22 protein-coding genes and 1 tRNA gene are annotated in these 19,822 nt (G+C 43.6%); 2 read left to right on the top strand and 21 right to left on the bottom strand.

Translation table 11 applies throughout. The features are described 5' to 3' along the window. Window positions 1-57: 57 nt before the first annotated feature. The 6 genes from ODU50_RS09060 to rsgA are packed head-to-tail and all read right to left on the bottom strand — an operon-like array spanning window position 58 to window position 5,268. Window positions 58-924 (bottom strand): aminoglycoside phosphotransferase family protein, encoded by an 867-nt coding sequence (locus ODU50_RS09060; protein ID WP_105153058.1) that lies wholly within the window; start codon window positions 922-924, stop codon window positions 58-60. Beyond that, a complete protein-coding gene (locus tag ODU50_RS09065; protein ID WP_105153059.1) occupies window positions 924-1,865 on the bottom strand; it encodes a 3'-5' exoribonuclease YhaM family protein in 942 nt (313 codons plus the stop codon). Before ODU50_RS09065 ends, ODU50_RS09060 begins: the two co-directional genes overlap by 1 nt. Continuing rightward, window positions 1,855-3,093, bottom strand: coding sequence for a DNA recombination protein RmuC (locus tag ODU50_RS09070; protein ID WP_105153060.1), 1,239 nt, complete (start codon window positions 3,091-3,093; stop codon window positions 1,855-1,857). The genes ODU50_RS09065 and ODU50_RS09070 overlap by 11 nt, the downstream gene beginning before the upstream one ends. Then, the gene (locus ODU50_RS09075) at window positions 3,094-3,726 is read right to left on the bottom strand and encodes a thiamine diphosphokinase (protein WP_105153061.1); all 633 of its coding nucleotides are present in this window, start codon (window positions 3,724-3,726) and stop codon (window positions 3,094-3,096) included. Next, complete coding sequence (gene rpe / locus ODU50_RS09080) at window positions 3,719-4,378, bottom strand: ribulose-phosphate 3-epimerase (RefSeq protein ID WP_105108244.1); 660 nt, start codon at window positions 4,376-4,378, stop codon at window positions 3,719-3,721. Before rpe ends, ODU50_RS09075 begins: the two co-directional genes overlap by 8 nt. A 14-nt stretch (window positions 4,379-4,392) precedes the next feature. Continuing rightward, on the bottom strand, window positions 4,393-5,268 hold the full coding sequence (rsgA, locus tag ODU50_RS09085) for a ribosome small subunit-dependent GTPase A (RefSeq protein WP_203181314.1): 876 nt from the start codon (window positions 5,266-5,268) through the stop codon (window positions 4,393-4,395). 427 nt (window positions 5,269-5,695) lie between these two features. Between rsgA and ODU50_RS09090 the strand changes: the two genes are divergently transcribed. Next, window positions 5,696-5,777: transfer RNA gene (locus ODU50_RS09090), tRNA-Leu, on the top strand. Window positions 5,778-5,827: 50 nt separating this feature from the next. On the opposite strand, the gene ODU50_RS09095 is transcribed toward ODU50_RS09090, so the two are convergent. From ODU50_RS09095 to ODU50_RS09140, 10 genes are all read right to left on the bottom strand, one after another. Then, window positions 5,828-6,259 carry an ATP-binding cassette domain-containing protein gene (locus tag ODU50_RS09095; protein ID WP_269088691.1) on the bottom strand — a complete coding sequence of 144 codons (432 nt, stop codon included), beginning with the start codon at window positions 6,257-6,259 and terminating at the stop codon, window positions 5,828-5,830. Beyond that, window positions 6,225-7,421, bottom strand: coding sequence for an ABC transporter ATP-binding protein (locus ODU50_RS09100; RefSeq protein WP_269088692.1), 1,197 nt, complete (start codon window positions 7,419-7,421; stop codon window positions 6,225-6,227). Before ODU50_RS09100 ends, ODU50_RS09095 begins: the two co-directional genes overlap by 35 nt. Before the next feature lie 33 nt (window positions 7,422-7,454). Further along, on the bottom strand, window positions 7,455-9,032 hold the full coding sequence (locus ODU50_RS09105) for an ABC transporter ATP-binding protein (RefSeq protein WP_105153063.1): 1,578 nt from the start codon (window positions 9,030-9,032) through the stop codon (window positions 7,455-7,457). A 103-nt stretch (window positions 9,033-9,135) separates the two neighbouring features. Then, entirely contained in the window at window positions 9,136-10,002 is an 867-nt protein-coding gene (locus ODU50_RS09110) for a helix-turn-helix domain-containing protein (RefSeq protein ID WP_136671328.1), read from the bottom strand. Window positions 10,003-10,127: 125 nt separating this feature from the next. Beyond that, window positions 10,128-12,572: an LTA synthase family protein gene (locus ODU50_RS09115; protein ID WP_398581400.1), complete on the bottom strand. Its 2,445-nt coding sequence runs from the start codon at window positions 12,570-12,572 to the stop codon at window positions 10,128-10,130. Window positions 12,573-12,584: 12 nt separating this feature from the next. Then, the gene (locus ODU50_RS09120; RefSeq protein ID WP_105153066.1) at window positions 12,585-14,315 is read right to left on the bottom strand and encodes a hypothetical protein; all 1,731 of its coding nucleotides are present in this window, start codon (window positions 14,313-14,315) and stop codon (window positions 12,585-12,587) included. Between the two features lie 361 nt (window positions 14,316-14,676). Then, entirely contained in the window at window positions 14,677-15,549 is an 873-nt protein-coding gene (gene rsmA, locus ODU50_RS09125; protein WP_238145665.1) for a 16S rRNA (adenine(1518)-N(6)/adenine(1519)-N(6))-dimethyltransferase RsmA, read from the bottom strand. Between the two features lie 19 nt (window positions 15,550-15,568). After that, on the bottom strand, window positions 15,569-16,099 hold the full coding sequence (locus ODU50_RS09130) for a DUF1697 domain-containing protein (RefSeq protein ID WP_105153068.1): 531 nt from the start codon (window positions 16,097-16,099) through the stop codon (window positions 15,569-15,571). 13 nt (window positions 16,100-16,112) lie between these two features. Further along, window positions 16,113-16,370 (bottom strand): Txe/YoeB family addiction module toxin, encoded by a 258-nt coding sequence (locus tag ODU50_RS09135; RefSeq protein ID WP_105153069.1) that lies wholly within the window; start codon window positions 16,368-16,370, stop codon window positions 16,113-16,115. A gap of 1 nt (window position 16,371) precedes the next feature. Then, window positions 16,372-16,632, bottom strand: a complete 261-nt coding sequence (locus ODU50_RS09140; RefSeq protein WP_105153070.1) for a type II toxin-antitoxin system Phd/YefM family antitoxin — start codon at window positions 16,630-16,632, stop codon at window positions 16,372-16,374. 245 nt (window positions 16,633-16,877) lie between these two features. Here ODU50_RS09140 and ODU50_RS09145 point away from each other — a divergent pair, with 245 nt between their 5' ends. Continuing rightward, on the top strand, window positions 16,878-16,961 hold the full coding sequence (locus ODU50_RS09145; protein WP_221739394.1) for a putative holin-like toxin: 84 nt from the start codon (window positions 16,878-16,880) through the stop codon (window positions 16,959-16,961). A gap of 184 nt (window positions 16,962-17,145) precedes the next feature. Here ODU50_RS09145 and ODU50_RS09150 read toward each other — a convergent pair whose 3' ends face one another. From ODU50_RS09150 to rpmH, 5 genes are all read right to left on the bottom strand, one after another. After that, complete coding sequence (locus tag ODU50_RS09150; protein WP_105153071.1) at window positions 17,146-17,601, bottom strand: 8-oxo-dGTP diphosphatase; 456 nt, start codon at window positions 17,599-17,601, stop codon at window positions 17,146-17,148. Window positions 17,602-17,605: 4 nt separating this feature from the next. Beyond that, entirely contained in the window at window positions 17,606-17,974 is a 369-nt protein-coding gene (locus tag ODU50_RS09155; RefSeq protein ID WP_105153072.1) for a hypothetical protein, read from the bottom strand. After that, complete coding sequence (gene rnmV / locus ODU50_RS09160) at window positions 17,967-18,536, bottom strand: ribonuclease M5 (RefSeq protein WP_203181311.1); 570 nt, start codon at window positions 18,534-18,536, stop codon at window positions 17,967-17,969. Before rnmV ends, ODU50_RS09155 begins: the two co-directional genes overlap by 8 nt. Continuing rightward, window positions 18,520-19,302: a TatD family hydrolase gene (locus ODU50_RS09165; RefSeq protein WP_105178756.1), complete on the bottom strand. Its 783-nt coding sequence runs from the start codon at window positions 19,300-19,302 to the stop codon at window positions 18,520-18,522. The genes rnmV and ODU50_RS09165 overlap by 17 nt, the downstream gene beginning before the upstream one ends. 106 nt (window positions 19,303-19,408) lie before the next feature. After that, window positions 19,409-19,546 carry a 50S ribosomal protein L34 gene (rpmH, locus tag ODU50_RS09170; protein ID WP_002939016.1) on the bottom strand — a complete coding sequence of 46 codons (138 nt, stop codon included), beginning with the start codon at window positions 19,544-19,546 and terminating at the stop codon, window positions 19,409-19,411. Between the last annotated feature and the right edge of the window lie 276 nt (window positions 19,547-19,822).

The raw sequence follows: 19,822 nt of genomic DNA on the forward strand, positions 1-19,822 counted from the left end.
ACAAAAAGCGAACTTTTTTGATTAAAAAGTCCGTCTTTTTCGTATTTTGTTTATCGCTTACATATACCACCTTGGAAGATGATGATTAAAATATTCATACCATTCAGAAATCTTCTGCGCTTGCAACTTCATCAATGGAATTTGTTCGGAATCTACTTGTTCTGCCCAAGAAAGAGCGCCTAGACTATTTACTGTTACATAAAGAGCCATGAGTTTCCAAAATTCCTCTGGAATAGCGCCGTCAAAATAGGCATCTACCTGACCACGCGCAAAGGCTGGAGACAAATCTGCCGTGAAAATCAAACGGTTAAATTCTTCCCAGGGATCTCCTATATCATGTCGATCAAAGTCTAAAATTTTCAGTCTTCCATCCTGGCCCCGTAGAAAGTTACCTGTGTGAAAATCTCCATGATGGTAGGCAATCGGTCTCCCTTCAAGCAAGTGACGGTTGGCCTGAACAAAGGCTATCATGGCTTGACCATTTGGATAGGAATGACTAGCTGCTTGGTAGGCAGCTAATTTATTGTCAATCTTAGCCTGATAAAAACTGTTCCAGTCGCGCAGACTTTGATCAATCGGTAGGGCATGCAAGGTTCGCAAAAACTTCCCTGACTGACAGCCCAATTCATACAAGACAGAATCAGACAGGCTAGAAGCCACTTCATTCATGCCCTGACCTTCCACCCATTCATAAAGGGTGTAGACTGACAAGTCATCCGCCCAAAAACTTAGTGGCTCTGCCACAGGCAAACCTAGACCAAACAGGTTTTCAACTAACTGAAACTCTAATTGCTTAGCCTCATAGGCTGGCCGCTCTGCTATTCTCAAAAGACCAAGGCGACCATCTTCTAGCTGGACCTTGTACTTTTGGTCCGTGGACCAGCCTTTGGTGAGGGGCTGTCGAGACACTATCCTAACTGCCATCAGTCGATATTGGGCTTATAGAAGGCGCGATTATCCATGGCAAAGATGCGGTTGGTCATCTCGCCTGGGCCGACCTTGTCCAAGGCCGATAGCATCATCATCATTTCAGCATCGATATTGTCAATCATGTGGAGGATTTCCGCCTCCATAATCTGCGGACGGACTGGGCTTCCATACTCCAAGAGGCCATGGTGACTGAGGATAACGTGGCGCAGAACAGTCACTTCCTCCAGACTGTCATCGATGCCCAATTCCATCAATACCTTGGTAATCTCTTCATCAATCAAGGAAATGTGCCCAATCAGATTGCCACGGACAGTGTAGCCAGTATTGTCTGGACCAGTCAGTTCGATAACCTTGGCTAGGTCATGAAGCATGATTCCTGCAAAGAGCAGGCTCTTGTTGAGCTGAGGATAAATATCACCAATTTTATCTGCCAAGCGTACCATGGTCGCTGTATGGAAGGACAAGCCTGAGTAGAAGGCATGGTGATTGGTCTTGGCTGCTGGATAGGAATAAAATTCCTTGTCGTACTTGCTGTAGAGAGCACGGACAATCCGCTGCCATGTGGCATTTTCGATGCGGAAAATCATCTGGCTCAAATAGTCCTTGGTGTCCTGGACATCCACAGGTGGTTTTTCCTTGAAATCAGCAGGGTCGTTGGGCTCGCCTGCCTTTGGCAAACGAAGAACCAGTTGATTGACCTGGGGGGTGTTGTTGTAAACCTCACGGCGCCCCTGCATGTGAACAACAGTTCCAGCAGTAAAGTCCTTGATTTTCCCTGGTTGGGCATCCCAGACCTTGCCTTCAATCTCGCCCGTATCATCTTGGAAGGTCAGAGCTAGGTAGTCTTTGCCAGCTCGTGTTTGACGGACTTCAGCTGTCTTGATGAGATAGAATCCTTCGAAGAATTCATCTTTTTTCATTTGGTTAATTTTCATTATCTTCCTCATCTAATGGGGACAGGCCAAGCAGTCCCTTGGTTTGGTCATCTTCGTACAGGTCAATGGTACGAAGACTACGCTCGATAGCGTTGGTGCGAGTGGTTAGGAGTTTGTCAATATTGCTGCTGGCTTGATTGAGCTGTTTCTGGGCCTTGACCAAGAGGTCAGAAAACTTGCCAAATTCCAGCTTGACATTGCCCAAGACCTTGGAAATATCATCGGCCGACCGTTGAATGTTGAGGGTCTTAAAGCCGACAGAGAGAGAATTGAGCAGGGCAGACAGGGTGGTCGGTCCTGCTACTACAATATTTTCCTGACGGCGAAGCTCATCAAAGAAAATCGGATTGCGAACCACTTCTGAATACAGCCCTTCGGTTGGCAAGAACAATACTCCAAAGTTGGTGGTTTCAGGCGGATTGAGGTACTTGCTCTGAATATCCTTGGCAAAACGTTTAATAGCCGCCAAGAGATTTTTGCGGTGGAGGTCAATCTGGTCCTTGTCCCCACTTTCGTAGGCATCTTCCAAGCGGTAATAATCAGCCAGCGGAAACTTGGAATCGATTGGCAAGTAGATATAGTCGCCTTCCGTCCGTCCTGGTAGCTTGACCGCATACTCCACGCGCTCACTAGAGCCTGAAACCGTGGCAAACTCTCGCTCATATTGGCTAGGTGTCAAAATATCCTCGATAATCTGTCCCAGCTGCAATTCACCCATGATGCCACGGGTTTTGGTCCCAGACAAAACCTTGCTAAGACTACCCACATCACGCGCCACCGTCTGCATTTCGCCCAAACCACGATTGACCGATTCCAACTGCTTGGACACCGTTTCAAAAGAGGCTTGTAGGCGGGTTTGCAGGGTTTTCTCCAGCTTTTCCTCGACCGTCTGCCGCATTTCTTCCAGGCGTTTTTCATTGGACTCTTGAATGGCCTGCAAACGGCGGTCGGTGGCATCTCGCGTTTCCAAGTGGCTCCTATTTAGCTCTTGACGGATGTCGGTTAGCTGTTGGTAAAGCTCCGTGCGGAGTCTTTCCACTTCCTGATGAATGGCTTGCTGCTGTTTGAGGGTTGCATTTTCTAGTTGATAGCTGAGCTGATCAGACAAGTTGTCTGCTGTGTCTTCTGCCTGATCTTGCAAAAGCAGGGCCAAGCTCTGCCATTTTCCATAAAGAAAAACCAAGGCAAGCAAGACCAGTATCAGCAAAATAAGTAATACAATATCCATCTAATCCTTATCCTTACTGTAGATAAGGACCACGTAGCCCTTATCCAGTTGAATGTCTATGTCTCTATCTATAAATTCGTTAGAGGAATAGCATTTTTTGAAAAAATAATTGCTGGCATCCAGCGGGTACTTGGCATGACGAATGGTCAGGCGGCTCTGGTCCGACGGCATAAAGGAAATGTACTTCATACCAGCAATCGGTGACAAACGGTGCTGACCTGCAGGTCGAAAACGGACGATGTTCTGACTGTCCACCAATTCAATCTGCTCCATATAAATTGCCAAGTCCGGCTCTGCAGCCAGAAAGAGATTGGTCATCATGTGATCCATGCGGCCACCCAAGGCACCGTATATGCGAACCTGGGCCTGCGGATATACCTTGAAGATTTCCTTTAAAGCCAGCTCCAAATCTGTATCATCTTTTTCAGCAGGAGCTTGCAAAAAACACTCTGCTTGATCCTTTATCCGCCCCAACTCTTCAGGTGTCACCGAGTCAAAATCACCGATGGCCCAGTCAAGAGGCAGGGAATGGTCCAGAAGACGAAGAGAGCCTGCATCTACCCCCACATAGAGGTCGGCAGGCTCAGGAAGGCAGTCAAAGTAACCGCCTGCAATGACAGCAATCTTAATCATGGAGGGCCGCTCTCAATTTGGCAACGTTGGCATCCAAGTCTCCTTTGAAGAGATAGGAACCAGCCACAAAGACATTGGCACCCGCATTTTTGGCTGAATGGATGGTCTTGTCGTCAATCCCGCCGTCCACTTCGATGTCAAAGGTCAAGCCCTTGGCTTCACGGAGTTTGACCAAGGCCTCAATCTTCTCAGCCACTTCTGGAATGTAGGCTTGTCCACCAAAACCTGGGTTGACCGTCATGAGCAGAACCTGATCCACCAAGTTGAGCACAGGCTCAATGGTTACAAGCGGCGTACCTGGATTGATAACCACCCCCACCTTCATACCAGCAGCACGGATTTTTTGCAAGGTTCCATGCAAGTGAACCGTTGCCTCTGCGTGAATAGTCAGGATATCCGCACCCGCACGGGCAAAGGTCTCGATATGATTTTCAGGATTGGACACCATGAGATGGCAATCGAAAACCAGCTTGCTATGAGGACGCATGGCCGCTACCACATCCGCCCCAAAGCTAATATTTGGCACGAAATGACCGTCCATGACATCAATGTGCACATACTCCACACCTGTCTTTTCTAGACGTTTGAGCTCTTTTTCAAAATTTGCATAATCTGCCGCCAAAATAGACGGTGCAATCTTATAATGTGACATAGAGTACCAACTTTCTATTTGAATTTCTTACTTACCTTAGTATAGGTTTCACGCTGATTTTGGATTTCGCTGAGGAATTGGAGGTAATTATCAAAGCGACTTTGGGAAATAGCAGAGCTGGCAACAGCTTCCTTGACCGCACAATCCGGCTCATGTGTGTGGGTACAGGTCCTAAATTTGCAATCCTGGCTGCTTTCCGCAATCTCTGGGAAACAATCTGTCAGAGCCTCCGCCTCCTTGACTTCATAGTCTAGGGATGAAAAACCTGGCGTATCCGCAATTTTCCCACCGAAAACATTGTAGAAGCTGACCGCACGAGTGGTATGGCGACCACGTCCCAGACTATCTGAAATCGCCCCTGTTTCCAAGGCTAATTCTGGTGCAATGCGATTGAGCAGGGTTGATTTACCAACCCCTGTCTGCCCCATAAAGACCGTCACCTTATCCTGCAATAATGGCGTCAATTCCTCCAAACTATAGACAAACGGATAGCCAATTTTCTCATAGATAGCCTTGAAGGCATCCATCTCCGTCCAATCTTCTACCAAGTCCATCTTAGAGATATAGATAATAGGATCCATGTCCTTCTGTTCCAAAAGCACTAGGAAACGATCTAGTAGATTGGCATTAAAATCAGGTTCCTTAGCCGACATGATAACCACCGCCTGATTGATATTGACGATAGGAGGTCGAACCAAGCTATTTTTTCGCTCATGAATCTTTAAAATATAGCCTTCTGAGTTTTCCTCCGCAGAAAAGTCCACAAAATCACCCACGTAGGGCGTTTGGCCTTTCTTACGAAAATTTCCTCTGGCTCTGGTTTGATAAATCTGTCCATCTGCCTCGACATAGTAAAAACCAGCCAAGGCCTTGATAATTCTTCCTTGCAATGAAGACTCCTTTGTGTGTACTTGTTCCTATTATACCAAATTTCCTAGGAAAAAAGGAGCAGAAAAGAACTCGAACCTTAATAAAAGAGCGCGTCACCCATTTCACGTTTCAAGTTGTTGAGCTGAAACAGTCTATTCCCAGACTGTTTCAGTCCCACCCCCGCACAGCTCAAACTGTCTGGGAGACAGTTTGAGGTTGGAGATAAGGCGAACTTTGTTCGCAACAGTCGTAATGGTTAGATTTAGAGTGTAAAACACGAACTGCTGAGATTTGCTTTGCAAATCTTATCTCCAACCTCCAACAATCAACCACTGCGCTGAGATGTTGACACTAACCTTATGAAGTGGGATGGTCTTTTACCCAGACTCTGAGATTTTACACTTTACTCTAGTCATTTCAATTTAAAAATAGTATAATAAAAAGCAAGCGGAGGTGGTGGAACGGCAGACACGCATGCTTCAGGCGCATGTGCCCATCGGGTGTGAGGGTTCAAATCCCTTCCTCCGCATTATTTATAAAGGATAACCCCAAGTCAGAATTATTGGCTTGGGGTGATTTTTATATCTTCTCACTCAATTTCCCATCACGTATTTCCAAAACCACATCAAACATGTCTAGGATGGCTGGGTCTGATTCATGCAAGATGGTGATGATGAGTTTGTCCTCCAGCTGCAAGAGCTTGGTCAAAACCTGCTTGGTCAGGGCAGGATCTAAATGGGCGGTCGGTTCATCCAAGAGCAAGACGTCCTTACCACTCATCAGGGAACGGAGCAGACATAGGACATTTTTCTCGCCACCACTCAAGAGACTGGGGTCTGTTGTTGTACACAAGGTGTCCTGCAAACTCTCTGGCAAGCTCCTTAACAAGCCAAGCATGACATCTCTTCCCTTCTCATAGGTTCCAAAAACAGACACATTGTTTTCAAAATCGGTATGGTAAAGATGCTCAAACTGGCTAAGTATAGAAGACAGTAGCTGCTTCCATTTCATGTGAAACATCATGTTCCAGATAGGAAACACTTCCCTTGTCCAGAGCTAGTTCTCCTGCTAACACTCGTAGAAAAGTGGATTTTCCGCTGGCTGACGGACCAATGATAACATACTTTTTCCCCTTGTCAAATCGATAGGAAACATCTGCTACCGCTAATTCTCCCACATGATAGGCCACATCCCTGACTTCCAAGGCTGTCATATTGGGATAGCTTGGCACTTGTTCAGACAAAACCTGACCAGCAAGATAGTCTTCTAGGTTGGCAACTGTTTCCTTGGTCGAATGGATATAATTGACATCCAAGAGGATGTATTTCATGGGATAGATGAAATTTTCAACATAGCTAAAAGTCGCAATGGCAGCACCGATGGTCAACTCTTTTTGCAGCAAGAGGTAGCCGATCAAGCCAAAAGCTGTTAATTGCACCAAAAACATGGAAAATCCATTGACAACATTGGCCAGGGTCTTGAATTGCCCAAAGCGAAAACGGGCTTGCTCACTTTCTTCTACTGACTGATGATGGACACGACTGATGGAGCCAAAGGTTTCAGTATTAACGCGGTTCTTAGCAGAAAATAGGTCAGTCACCACCTGAAAATAACTTTCCAAACTCTGTAAAAATGCCCGCTGACGCTGAGAAAGAGGGCCAGAAATCCACTTGGGAATGAAGACCGCCAAGGCAGACGATAGAATAATCCCAACCGCAACCAGGGGATGAACAAAGAGAAAGAGGGAAACCGCATAGATGAGCATGCTCAAACTAGAGCGGATAATGTCCATGAGAGGACTCAGATAACTCTCCTCAATGGTTTCCAAATCGTTGTCAAAAATGGACAGATAGGCAGAGACATTCTTCTCTGAAAATTTAGCTAAAGGCTGTGATAACAAGCTGTTTGCCAGGCCTTTTTTAGCCGTGACATAGAAGCCCTGAGACACCTTCCACTCATAAACCTGGGAAATGTACTGAAAGACTGAATTAGCAATGATGGTCAAGGCATAGGCCAACAAGAGCCAGACAAGCCCTGTCCAGCCCATCTGAAAAATATGGTCAAAAAGATACTTATTTAACTCGGGCAATACGACATTGGTCAAACTATATAAGATATGGAAAACCAACTGAATGGCAATAACAAACCTCAATTGATAGATGATTTTTTTCATAACTCCTCCTAGATAGGAACAATCTGACAAAAATTAATTGCTCTCCCCAATCCGTACCACCCCGTCATAACGGCTAAGTACATCATCGGACACGCGGTGGGAAATATGAATAAGCGTCTTATCAGCTAGTGAGATGAGATAATCTTCAATCACTGCATAAGTTTCCTGATCCAAGGCAGACAGACTTTCATCCAGCAACAAGATGTCCTTATCTTGCAACAAGGCACGAATCAAGAGCAGGCGTTGCTTTTGCCCGCCAGACAGTCCGCTATCATCACTAATTTCCTCGCTCAAAGAAGCATAACTTGGGAAACGACTGTCAAGGTTCATGGTCTTAACGAGAAACATCAGCCTATCTTCTGAAACAATCTGTCCCATAGTCAAGTTGTAAAGTACAGTATCATGGAAAAGGGCTCCCTCTTGTGGCAGATAGGCAATCTTGTCTTGAATGGCTTGGTAAGACAAGTCTGCAAGAGAGGTTTTATCAACGTAAATATCCCCTGCTTGCAGTTGGCTATTCTTGGTCAAAATAAGAGCCAAGGAAGATTTGCCAGAACCACTTTCCCCAAGAATCAGGTACTTCTTGCCACGCTCAAACGCTACGGTCAGGTCTTCAAAGACCTGCTTCTCACCGATAGCATAACTAGCCTTAACCAGTTGCATGCTCTGGAAAGCTGAAGCTAGTTCCTGTCCCTTCGTTTCTTGCCCCAAAGTAGATAGCTCAAACTCTCGCTTCAATTCCTTAACGGCATGCCTGTCCAAAAAAGCTGCCGCAATGCTGTTAATGGGATCCACCAACTGCTCTGAAATGGTCAGAATAGCTGTCAAGCCACCGATGGTCAAGGCGCCAGAGAAGACTTGAAAACCACCGATAAAGATAATCGAAAGAGTGGTCAGATAAAAGACGAAACCGACTAAGAGCCGCATGGTTACTGTCGTTCGATTGGCCTGATTGACCTTGTCATTGACTGCTTGATAGCGATCATTCAGCTCATCTAAAACCTGCTGTCTTTGGCGGCTATTTTTCACTTGCAAATAACCTAGAAAGACATCTGAAACCCTTGTATTATAGACCTGCTGACTGTCCGAAATCGCCTCCTGATTGAGCCTTCTCCGCTTTTTAAACAAATAGGGAATCACAACTGGCAAGAATGAAATCAGAATCAAGAAAATAGCGGTCAGACCATCCAAGCTAAGAAGGGCTAAACTGGCAATGCCAAAGGTACAAGCACCTTGAAAAATCGTAAAGAAAGCGTCGTAATAGTCTTCTTTCACCGTCTCCAAATCATTATTGAGCTGAGAAATATAGGCCCCTGCCCCCTGTTCAACAAACTCTCTAAAAGGCAAATCAAAAATTTTCCCAACAAAAGTCGCTTGTAATTGGAAACCTACTTGATTGAGATAGCTGACATTGGCAATCTGACGAATGTATTCAAAGACCAGCATGACAAGGACAGTTAACCCCATCAGCACAAAATAAGACACAAAAGCCTGTCTATCTCCAGCCGCAATAGCATCAATAATATAGCGATATTGGTACAGAAAGCCAACATTGAGCAGGGCTACTGCAAAAATACAAGATAAGGTTAGCCAAAAATCCCTCTTTTTCATTTCTCCTCCACCGTTGGATAGATTTCTAAGTAAACATTTTGTCACTTTCATCTACATTATAGAATACGAATTGGAGCTGTTTCCATACGTCCCCTATATGCAACTATTTCTCGTTCACTATTTTTTCAAGTATCGTTTCATACCAATCTGCTATATTTTGACTATCAACAGCTCGTAAAAGTTCGATACACTTTCTCATCTCTAAGATAGCATTAGCACTTCCTGTTTTTTGATAATCATAAAAAGCCTTACCAAATTTAAACAAAATCCGTTCAAAAATTTCTGTCTCATCGAAAAACAAACCTTCAATAGTTTTTTCAAGAAAGACTGCATCGGTAAGTTCCTCATGTTGAACGCTGACGAGATAGGCACTCAGTAAAATTTGAGAAACTGCCAATCGATGTTGTTTCATTTCACGATAAAACTGTGTACGGCCAATTAGTTCCCTGCAAAAAAGCATCATGGTCTGGTGTTCTAATTCATCCATGGTATTGGCAAATAGCAAGAGCTCATAATAACTCCAGTTGTCCACTCGAAATAAGTAATCCGTTAAAAAGGCTGTATCTTCTTTCGAAACAACTACTGTCTTATCTAAGTCGCTCAGTTTATACGCGATTAAAATAGCATTCAACCGATGAAACTCCCTACGAGAATCTCTTTCCGCTTTTGCTAATTGTTCAGACAAGATTTTCTTTATGGTTACAACATCTCTGATATAGATGGATTGTTTTAGTTGTTCCAAAATTCTAGTCAGCTCATCTTTTTTGAAATCCTGACTAGCATACACGAACTCGTCCACATCCACATTCATTTCTGCCAGCACACCAAATAATTTACTGACAGTGATGTCGGATTCTCCATTTTCAAACCGAGAAAGTTGAGAAGTAGAAATATGTCCCTTGGCGACCTCCGCCAGACTCTTCCCCTTTCCCTCTCGTATCAATTTTAATGTCCTACCAAAACGATTCATACTTCACCTCTACACTCACGATTAAAAAATCATTTGTAAACATAATTATTATACTACTCCTTCCCATATTTGTGTCCTTTTTCACATAAAGAAAAACCAAGCCAGCTATCTGACTTGGTCTATTTTTATTCTGTCGTTTCAGTCGCTACTTTGAAAAAATCTTTGTATTTCAAAAGGTAGCCTTTTCCTGTGGATAGGTCATATTGGACCAGTTTGAGTTCTTCTGCAACTTTCGCATCCCGCTCAGCCTGCCCTACACGGTCCTTATGAAGCACTTCTGTCAGGAGAGCATAGTAAGGACTGACCTTGTTATTGGTCGTCTCCAGCATCAGTGCATTCATGTCGCTAGAATTGACCAAATCATAATGGTAGTCTTCCGTTTCAAAATTACTCCACACGAAATAATCTGTCTTGTACTGCGCGCTTGGGTCCGTCACGAAAGCAGACTCTGGATACAAACCTGGTAGGTGGTCACCGTAAAAAACAACTGTCACTTTCTTATCCAAGGTCTTAAGCTGGTCTAGAAAATCCCTTGTTGCCTGATCCGTAAAGGATAGGAGGCGAACATAGCTGGTCAAGTTTTCATTTTCCTCAGCCGTGAAGCCCTCACCCGAAGCTGTTATACCTGCAGGCTCTAGAGAATTCCACTGAACATGGTTCTGCATGGTAATAGCCGACACAAAGCTGGTATCGGCAGAACGTACCTGCTCCAAAATCAACTCATAGGTCTTCTTGTCACTGACAAAATTCCCCTGATAGTCCTCAGCCGTCACAGCAAGAGGATACCTGGCACTATTGAGAGTGTAAAATTGCTCAATTCCCAGCTGCTTATAGATAGAATTTCGGTTGTAACTGGTATCGTAGTAAGGATGGATGGCGATACGATTATCTGCTGGATAGAGGTCACTGATACTTGGCAACTTCTTCATATTTGGCGCCACATCCAAATAGACTGAAGAAATGGATGAGCTGTAATTGTAGAAGGGCAGACCACTGTAGACCTGAAACTCGATATTAGCCGTACCACCACCATAGTGGTCACTCTTCATCAAGCCACTGGTAGTCTGGCTCATGATGTACTCAATATTTGGAAGGACATTTTGACTAAGGGTCACGCCTGGAATCCGACGCGGGTCAGCCAAACTCTCACTAAGAATGTAGATTACCGTCTGGTCAGTCAATTGACCTGTCCGTTCTGCATTGATTTCCTCAGCCAAGGCGGTGTATTTCTTCACAATGGCCTTCATGGTCTTCTCAGAGTAATTTTCAGGCATTTCCATACTAGTCTTGCTGAGTTGCTGCAACCAGAGGAATGAAAGAGTGCGATAGCGAGCCACAAAAGCATATCCCTTCCAGTCCACGTTACGCCAGTTATTAACCTGAGAAAGAATAGGAATCCAACCAACAATCTTATGATCTTTTTCATTGCGAATCGCCCAGCTCATTCCCAAAATTAGGGATACGATGACTGAAATTCCTGCCAGTCGTTTCCAGACAGTAGCGACAATCTGCCCTCGAAAATACTTCTTGTGAATACGTCGGTAGATAAACACAAGGAGGACTATAAAGACGAGCGATACCAAAATAACACGTAGACTGATGAAGCTGAGAATCATCCCCATATTGCCAATCCATTTGAAGTCATTGGGCGTCATTGGCTCCGAACGGTAGCGGAATTTGAGAAAATTGGCCGTAACCAAAATGACGTTTAGACTAGCAATCACGGCAACAGATAAGATTTGACGGTTGATAACTAGGCTAATGATGACATTGAGGAAAAAGAGGCAGGCAATCTGGAAGACAATAGCCCCTGGAAAGAGGTGGCGTGTGAAATAAGAACCCGTTCCCCCAGCCATAGAAGCCTGATAACCAATATGCGACAAGATAGCCAGTGCCAAACTGATAAAGAGCATGCTGTGGACATTGGTCCGATTTGCCTTAAACTCTACAAATGCCTTATGAAGATAGCGAAGAAAAATGTAGGTCCCTATAAAATGAATAGGTGCAAACAAGGGTGTCTGGCTGAAAAACTCTATGTAAGAACCTTTCTCAACCAAACTCTCATAATGGCTATCTTTCCAGTAAGATATGGCTAGTGGACTGAGAGAAAGTAAACTGGTCAAGAGCAAATAGCCATCTGGTACCAAGTGATTGGCTGACCACTGGCTTAATTTTTCTCGAATTCCCGTCTTCTTTCGCCATAAAAATGCCAACAGGATTGGAAGAAGCAACATCAAAAGCAGTTCAAACTGAAAGAGATTATTACGGAAAATATTCCAGGGTTGATACTTCTTGGCATTGAGCCGATAAACCAGGTTGACAAGATATAGAAAACCTAGAAAATAGCTGACATACTTGGCAAAGGTTTTGGTCTTTATAAATTTCTCATATTTATCAAGCAAGACCAATACATAAAATGTAAAAATAAGATAGGCAATCAAGGGCAGGGGAATAAACCAGAGTGGAAAAGATACATCACTCAGTAAAAGGGCTCGCCCCATAGCCAGCAAGACGGTCATTACCATGACCAGGATAAATTGCTTGGTTGCCTTGAGTTTGATTTGTTTCATAGCATTTCTCTCTTAGGAAATATTTGATTTTCGGTAGATAAAGGTATAATAAATTGACCAAAGTATCCAGCCAGTCAAACTGATAAAGATAACTGGCAATAACCACCATTGTTGCTTATAGGAGAGGATAAGGGTGTTCTTCCCTTTTTGGCTGGTAACCGTTGGCACACCAATAGTGGAAAGATAATAATCCATCTTCCCTAACCTCTTTCCATTCAATGTCAATTCACCATCTCGGTAAATAACAATCGGTATTTGGATTTCCTCTGATTGATTTGCTGACCAACTTATTTTTAAGCTATCCCCAAAAACTTGCTTATTAAATTGCTGGTTAGGTAAAATAATCTGGTCATGGTAACGATCATAACGAGATTTAGCCTCATTTACCGCACGAACATTCTCTTCTTTTTCAGATAACACCGGCACATAGTCGGGAGTTGATTTCTGAGCCAGTTGAACAAACTCACCTAAATTTTTTGAATGCAAGGATGCACGTAATTCTTCCGTTGTTCCGTATAGAGTAGTATGAAGCATATCTTGTAAGAATTCTGCTTTGTTGTACTGGTCATTGACTGCTTGATTATATTGATCCCAAGTAAAACCAACACCAATTATAGTAGATAAGATTGTCAACCCCAAAAACAACTTTTTACGTACTTCGTAATCTGTTAATTGAAGACCAACAATCGTCAGAAGTAAAGCATTAGCATACAAAAAGAATCTAAAGGGAAATTGGATTAAATCCACTAATCCAATACCTTTACCAGCAAATAGTTGCCACGGAAAAAGATTTGTTGAAAAAATAAAAAATACCAGAAAAGTTAATGTCAGACCCCTCAATATCACCGATTGCTTCTTCCATTTTTTCAGCATAAAATAAAGAGAGGTTGCAAAAATGATTGGTAGAGAGTATGGAAAGTATAAGAAATAAGCCTTAGACCAGGTAACTGTTGACTGAATAAACTTTTTGTTTATAAATGGTGCTGCTAATTCATTTGTTGCATTTACATATAATAAGGGTAACCAGATATTTACAGTTAAAATCAGAAAAACTCCAACCGAAAACAGTATATCTTTCATTACGTTCCATTTGTCTTGCGATTTTAACCAACCAATTGAAAAAAGAATTGCATAGGCTAAGATGAGAAACAGAGCCGACAGCATGTGTATCTGCAACATTAACCCTACAGCTCCTGCCATCAGAAAAATAGGAACTTTACCAGTTTTTAGGAATCGAACTGCTGGAATCAAGCAAAGCGGAAATAAGGCCACTCCCCAACTTGAAAATCCTTGAGCTACCCACCAGTATTGAACAGAGTAGGTAGTCACGAAAAACATGGATAACCCAACAGATAGAGAATAGCGTACTTTCACTTCTCGCATTAGAAAATAAAGCGAAGTGGCACTCAAAACTCCTAAAAGAAGATTAGACAGTAGTTGATATCGATACCAAGTTCCGGCCAACAACAGCAAGGCTCCTTGCAAATAGGCTAGATATGGACCATATAGAGCATTGACAATCCTTCCAGATTGCTGATAGCCATGCAAGCTCATTATATAAGAAAAATCTCCTGACTTAATTTGCATAGCTGTATCATAAAAACGATTATAATGAAAAACAATATCGTCTCCTGTCACCACTGCTTTTGTCAAAATCTGTGGCAATAGAAGGGCGAGCGAAAAAAGAAAAAATACAGTTACTGCAACAATATCTGGATGCTTTTTCAGTAATTTTTTTAACATAAGATACCTTCATAAAAAAAGAGGGAACCCCTCTCTTGTTTTTGTAAGAACCTGTACTCAGAAGTGAAGTGATTATAAATAAGAGATAGTTTTTCGCTAATCAAGGCAGTTTTATTGAGAGAATACTGACTGTACTTTGAAAAACTAACGATGAGTAGCTTAAAAACTATCCTTAAGTAGAAGTGCCAAACTGTGAATACGGGTTCTTACTATTCTGCTCATTTGCAGACAATAATTCCTTAAAATTTATCAACTCCCAGTATAACAAGCTTTCCCCCCACTGTCAACGAACAAGATAGATTGAAAATGGTTTTAGGTAAAATAAAGATTGATTGCAGATTCCTCTACAATCAATAGTTGCTTATAAACCAACTTCCTGGAGGCTGTCAGACAAACGCGCGAAGTCAGCCATAGAAAGGGCTTCCCCACGTACACTGGCTTCCAGCTCTGCCATGCCAAGTGCCTGTGTCAGCTTGTCCTTGACCTCTTCGGACTTGCCGAAATGGTTGGTCAGATTGTTCCACAGGGTCTTGCGGCGGTGCACAAAGCTGGCCTTGGACACCCGGAAGAAGAAATCTTCGTCCTTGACGCTTACCAGGGGTTGCTCGCGGCGAACCATTTTGAGAATGGCGGAGTCCACATTTGGTGCAGGCACAAAGACGGTCCGAGGCACGATGAAGGCCACTTTGGCAGTCATGTAGTACTGGACCGCAATGGACAGGCTACCGTAAGCTTTGGTGTTTGGCTCGGCAGAAATGCGGTCGGCCACCTCTCGCTGCATCATGACCACGAACTCGCTGAAGGGAATCTTGCTCTCAATCAGGTGCATGAGGATAGGAGTTGTGATGTAGTAAGGCAGGTTGGCCACGACCTTGATGGGCAGGTCAGGATTCTTGAAATTCTGAATCTGGGTCTGCAGGTCGCTCTTCAAGATGTCTTGGTTGACCACAGTCACATTGTCAAAGCGGCCCAAGGTGTCCGTCAAAATCGGAATCAGGCGGTCGTCAATCTCAAAGGCCATGACCTCAGCAGCATTCTCCGCTAAAAACTCGGTCAAGGCCCCGATGCCAGGTCCAATCTCGATGACATTGACATTCTGGTCAATCTCTGCCGTGTCCACAATCTTCTGTAAAATATTGGTATCGGTCAAAAAGTTCTGACCAAAGGATTTCTTAAAGGTAAACCCGTGGCGTTCAAGGACGGCACGAGTAACGTTTTTGTCTGCGATTCTCATGTGTGTTCTTTCTTGTTTTTTATTTCGCCATCTCACTTAATCGTGAAATAACACTTAGTTTTCTCATAGTGGCTGTGAGCCCCAATTGTTTTTCTAAATAATTGGTATTTAGCTTCTTCTTTCGAGCATCTCTCGGAAGATACATGTATAGACATTGACTTCCCAAACGTAACTCCTCATCACCAAAGTCTTGGTGCAATAATTTGTTTAATTTTTCACCAGTTATCTCATCATTGGTAAAGACCAAATGGACACGAGAAGGATCATAACCCTCACCAAAAGGATTTTCAGCAACTGCTTGTGTTAAGTCTGACTGATTTTTAATGATAACAACCAAATCTGCACCAATGTTTTCTTTAATGGTTTGATGGATAAGCTGGCTGAGTTTTTCATCTGACAAATCTGGTTCACAAACAACATTTCCACTTTGAATATAGGTTTGAACAGAAGTTAAACCAGCTTCCGTCAAAATTTCCGCCAGATAGGACATCTTGGGAATTTTATTCTTGCCAACAGGGGTAACACCACGCAAAAGAGCAACTTTTTTCATTTGTTAATCCCCCTCACCCATAGTGGTCCTTTAGCGACAGGATGCACAACCAATCAGCCTCCACCATATAAATCAACCGATTCTCCGCATCAATCCTTCTTGACCAGGCACCTTGATAATCATACTTCAAAGGTTCTGGTTTGGCAATGCCTTCAAACGGGTGTCGTTGCATATCCTTGATAATTTTATTGATTCTCTTCAGTGTTTTCTTATCCTGACCTTGCCAATAAAGATAGTCTTCCCAAGCATCCTCTGTAAAATGGATTCCCATGCTAGTCGGCCTCTATCAGGTTTCGTTCTTGGGTTTTCCCTGCTTTGACTTGAGCCATACCACGCAAGACTTTCTGAGATAGGTAGGCGTTCCGAGCAACAGTGAGGGTTTCTTGTAAACTATCCCACTCGCTCTTTGAGAGTACAACAATATCTTCCTCTGGATTTTTATTAACCACGACCAAAGGCTCAAACTCATCATTGACCTTTTTCATATAGTCCTTTAAATGATTTCGAAAATGGGAATACATAATGGCTTCCATAAGCTACACCTCTTATCAATTCTAGCCTCACTATAGCATAGAAAAAAAGAGCTGTCAAACTTATTGTACAACTCTTTAGCGATTCTTATGTGTGTTTCTCGTTTTTTGCCTTTTATTTTAAAAAAGCGGAACAAAATGCTTGTTGTTTTCCGAATTAATCTAGTGTAGGGAAGTTCCGAAGGCGGGACGGAAATCTGATTCAGGAGGTGAGGCCATGGCACAACTCCTTAGAAAGGTGACCGTCGATGTCAGTTTACGAAGCAATTGAGCTAATGATAAACTTCGGCATTCTTTTACTGGCTATTTTAACATTTCAACGAAAAAAATAAACAGTAAAACCGCACTTCCAACTTTGACAGGTCTATAAGTAGCGGTTTTTCTGTTATCTACAAATCCGTCCCGTCTTTAAAACGGTCCTACGGGTCATCAGGCGAAAACTTGAGGACCTTTCTATCTATATTCTAGGATTTTTAAGTAAAATTGTCAAGTCTATCGGCAGTTTGCTTCTACATCCTACTTGTTATCAATCTTCCACTCGCCACCTTCAAACCAGTAAAAGTTCTCTGTCAGCTGTGGCTGTTCAAAGATTTCCAGCATAGATTCAAAACCGTCTGCCAACGGAACATTCTTCAAATCCTCAAAGTCAATCCAGAAGACCTTCCCCTCATCTGAAGATTGGAGAACTCCTGAAAACTGGCTAGTTTTGTAGCAAAATACTAGATAACGATAGTGGTCTGTAGGGTCCGTCCAGTTTTGAATACCACAGAGTTCGAGATTGGACACCGTCAAGCCCGTTTCTTCCTTGATTTCACGAATGACAGAGGAAACAATACTCTCGCCACGTTCAACATGGCCACCAGGAAATGTAATTCCAGGCCATTTCTTTGACTTCCTATCCTGGACCAATACCTGCTGACCGTCTGTAATCATACACATATTGGTTAGGATGACTTGCTCTCGTCTAGACATTGCCCTATCTCCCCAAATCATCAAAATAATAGAGATTCAAAAATTCTTCCTCAGTAACTAGACGTTCAAAATTGTAAAACCAGCGATAGACTTCCACGGCTGGGCCATCAAACTCTACCATGTCGTCCATTTCTTGCACACCGACAATATGAAACAAACGGCTCTGCTTCCAAATACCATCCGCATTGACATAGCCATCTTCAACTAGACCACGCAAATAGTCTGCTAGTTTGTTCTTATCAACCTGCTCATCCTCCCAAACAAGGACATTAGCCGGCAGCAAGTAGGTCACTTCTTCATAAGATGAATAATTTTCATAAGAAGGTTCAAACTCGTTTTTAACCAAGCACTTAACAGCGTAGACCCTATCCATGATAGCTCTCCATAGCCTCCTCAACTTCCGCCAGACCAATCCCAAACAGCTCCAAGCGTTTAAGCAGTTGCTTGCCGTTGCAATAGCCGATGCGGAGCTTTTCTCCCAGATACTCCCTCCGCTTGCGACTGTCTCCGCCCATAAGCAAGCCTAGGCGCATTAGGTCTGACTTGGTGATGTCAAAGTTATGTTCATCATCATAGTAACCACGCACGCCTGCGAGGGCTTTTTCCAAGTCCTCAAAGCTGGCGTGCTCAATGCCCAAGGACCGCCCTTTTGTTTTGGACTGGGGCCTGGCCTCGTCCCGCTGTAAAAAGGCGTGTTTGACCGTGGGAATGGCCTGCATAATCATCTTCCGAATCCGCTCCCCATTGTAGTCTGGGTCAGTAAAGACAATGACGCCACGCAGGTTATGGAGTTTCTCGATGCGTTCCAAGTCATCGTCTGATATGGCAGAGCCTCTGGTTTCGTAGGTATCCACCTCGTAAAATCGTCTTAGGTTTGCGGTATCGTCCTTGCCTTCAACAACGAGGACTTCTTGTATCTTAATTTTCTGTGTCAATTCTGAACAAGCTCCTTGCATTCTCGTAGGTCGCTTTCGCCACTTCTTCGACCGACTGGTTGCGAAGCTGGGCCAGCATATCCACCACATATCTGGTGTAGCCGGTGCGATTTTCCCGACCACGCTTAGGAACTGGGGCCAGGTAGGGCGCATCCGTCTCGACTAGGATTTTTTCTAGGGGCAATGCTTGCGCCGCTTCCTGAAGTTCGACAGCTTTTTTGAAAGTCACCACTCCCGAGAAGGAAATGTGCATGCCTAGGTCCATGAAGGCCTGAGCCTCCTCCAGCATGCCAGAGAAGGAATGCATGATGCCTCCGCGTGGACCGACGCCGACTTCCTTGATGATCTGGTAAGTATCTTCCAAAGCATCGCGAGTATGAACCACAAAGGGCAAATCCAACTGCTTGGCCAACTCCATCTGTCGCTTGAAAACACGAGCCTGGGTTTCCTTATCAGCCGTCATCCAGTAGTAGTCCAGCCCAATCTCCCCCAGGGCAATGACCTTGGGATGTTTGAGTACCTCAAGCAAGTAGCTCTCTACTTCTTCGTCATAGGTGCCAGCCTCTGTCGGATGCCAGCCCAAGGTCAGATAAATTTCAGGGTGCTGGTCAGCAAGCTCCATAGCCTTGTCAATGGTTGCTCGGTCAAAACCGACTACATTGTGGAGGGTGACCCCCATTTCCTTGGCAAAGTCTAATTCTTCTTGGACCCGACCGTCAAACTGCTCTACGTTGAGGTGGGTGTGGGTGTCAAAAATTTGTATCATCGTTCCATCACTTTCTTTCCTACTATTGTAACATATTTCAGAAGATTCTTATGAGAAGAAAAAAACCAGCAGACTCGAGTTTCTGCTGGCTTCTCTTTTCATCTTCTTATGCTACTGTAAGAACTTTACGTCCCTTACGGCGACGAGCAGCTAACACGCGACGGCCGTTTTTAGTTGCCATACGGCTACGGAAACCGTGTTTACGCGCGCGACGGATTTTACTTGGTTGAAAAGTACGTTTCACGATGAATACCTCCTCTTAGATTCTTGTATTCGTTTAGCCGGCTAGTTTTGATCAGTTACTAAACATACCAAACTATTTTATATAAATTCTGTTCGTTTGTCAAGCTATTCCGCCATACTTTTAGGAAAGAATCAGAAAATCATTGAAAATGAAAGTTCTATAATGAAGTTAGCCACCTTACCTTAGTCAAGAATTAGATGTTTCACTATGTTTGAGTAAGTTGATGATTTCATTTGATAACAGGCTTGAAGCTGTTAGGCTAGGTGGCCAAGGCTA

This window comes from Streptococcus sp. 2020WUSS084, from assembly GCF_044427445.1.
In the GTDB taxonomy this organism is placed as follows: Bacteria; Bacillota; Bacilli; order Lactobacillales; family Streptococcaceae; genus Streptococcus; species Streptococcus suis.

What these genes read in the sequence shown, in the direction of transcription:
- ODU50_RS09150 (WP_105153071.1), bottom strand. Translation starts at nt 17,601, where the DNA reads ATGTCTAGACGAGAGCAAGTCATCCTAACCAATATGTGTATGATTACA.
- ODU50_RS09070 (WP_105153060.1), bottom strand. Translation starts at nt 3,093, where the DNA reads ATGGATATTGTATTACTTATTTTGCTGATACTGGTCTTGCTTGCCTTG.
- ODU50_RS09100 (WP_269088692.1), bottom strand. Translation starts at nt 7,421, where the DNA reads ATGAAAAAAATCATCTATCAATTGAGGTTTGTTATTGCCATTCAGTTG.
- ODU50_RS09155 (WP_105153072.1), bottom strand. Translation starts at nt 17,974, where the DNA reads ATGGATAGGGTCTACGCTGTTAAGTGCTTGGTTAAAAACGAGTTTGAA.
- ODU50_RS09165 (WP_105178756.1), bottom strand. Translation starts at nt 19,302, where the DNA reads ATGATACAAATTTTTGACACCCACACCCACCTCAACGTAGAGCAGTTT.
- ODU50_RS09105 (WP_105153063.1), bottom strand. Translation starts at nt 9,032, where the DNA reads ATGAAAAAGAGGGATTTTTGGCTAACCTTATCTTGTATTTTTGCAGTA.
- ODU50_RS09140 (WP_105153070.1), bottom strand. Translation starts at nt 16,632, where the DNA reads ATGGAAGCCATTATGTATTCCCATTTTCGAAATCATTTAAAGGACTAT.
- ODU50_RS09075 (WP_105153061.1), bottom strand. Translation starts at nt 3,726, where the DNA reads ATGATTAAGATTGCTGTCATTGCAGGCGGTTACTTTGACTGCCTTCCT.
- rpe (WP_105108244.1), bottom strand. Translation starts at nt 4,378, where the DNA reads ATGTCACATTATAAGATTGCACCGTCTATTTTGGCGGCAGATTATGCA.
- ODU50_RS09060 (WP_105153058.1), bottom strand. Translation starts at nt 924, where the DNA reads ATGGCAGTTAGGATAGTGTCTCGACAGCCCCTCACCAAAGGCTGGTCC.
- ODU50_RS09130 (WP_105153068.1), bottom strand. Translation starts at nt 16,099, where the DNA reads ATGAAAAAAGTTGCTCTTTTGCGTGGTGTTACCCCTGTTGGCAAGAAT.
- ODU50_RS09065 (WP_105153059.1), bottom strand. Translation starts at nt 1,865, where the DNA reads ATGAAAATTAACCAAATGAAAAAAGATGAATTCTTCGAAGGATTCTAT.
- ODU50_RS09095 (WP_269088691.1), bottom strand. Translation starts at nt 6,259, where the DNA reads ATGAAATGGAAGCAGCTACTGTCTTCTATACTTAGCCAGTTTGAGCAT.
- ODU50_RS09115 (WP_398581400.1), bottom strand. Translation starts at nt 12,572, where the DNA reads ATGAAACAAATCAAACTCAAGGCAACCAAGCAATTTATCCTGGTCATG.
- ODU50_RS09145 (WP_221739394.1), top strand. Translation starts at nt 16,878, where the DNA reads ATGTCAGTTTACGAAGCAATTGAGCTAATGATAAACTTCGGCATTCTT.
- ODU50_RS09110 (WP_136671328.1), bottom strand. Translation starts at nt 10,002, where the DNA reads ATGAATCGTTTTGGTAGGACATTAAAATTGATACGAGAGGGAAAGGGG.
- ODU50_RS09135 (WP_105153069.1), bottom strand. Translation starts at nt 16,370, where the DNA reads ATGGGAATCCATTTTACAGAGGATGCTTGGGAAGACTATCTTTATTGG.
- ODU50_RS09120 (WP_105153066.1), bottom strand. Translation starts at nt 14,315, where the DNA reads ATGTTAAAAAAATTACTGAAAAAGCATCCAGATATTGTTGCAGTAACT.
- rsmA (WP_238145665.1), bottom strand. Translation starts at nt 15,549, where the DNA reads ATGAGAATCGCAGACAAAAACGTTACTCGTGCCGTCCTTGAACGCCAC.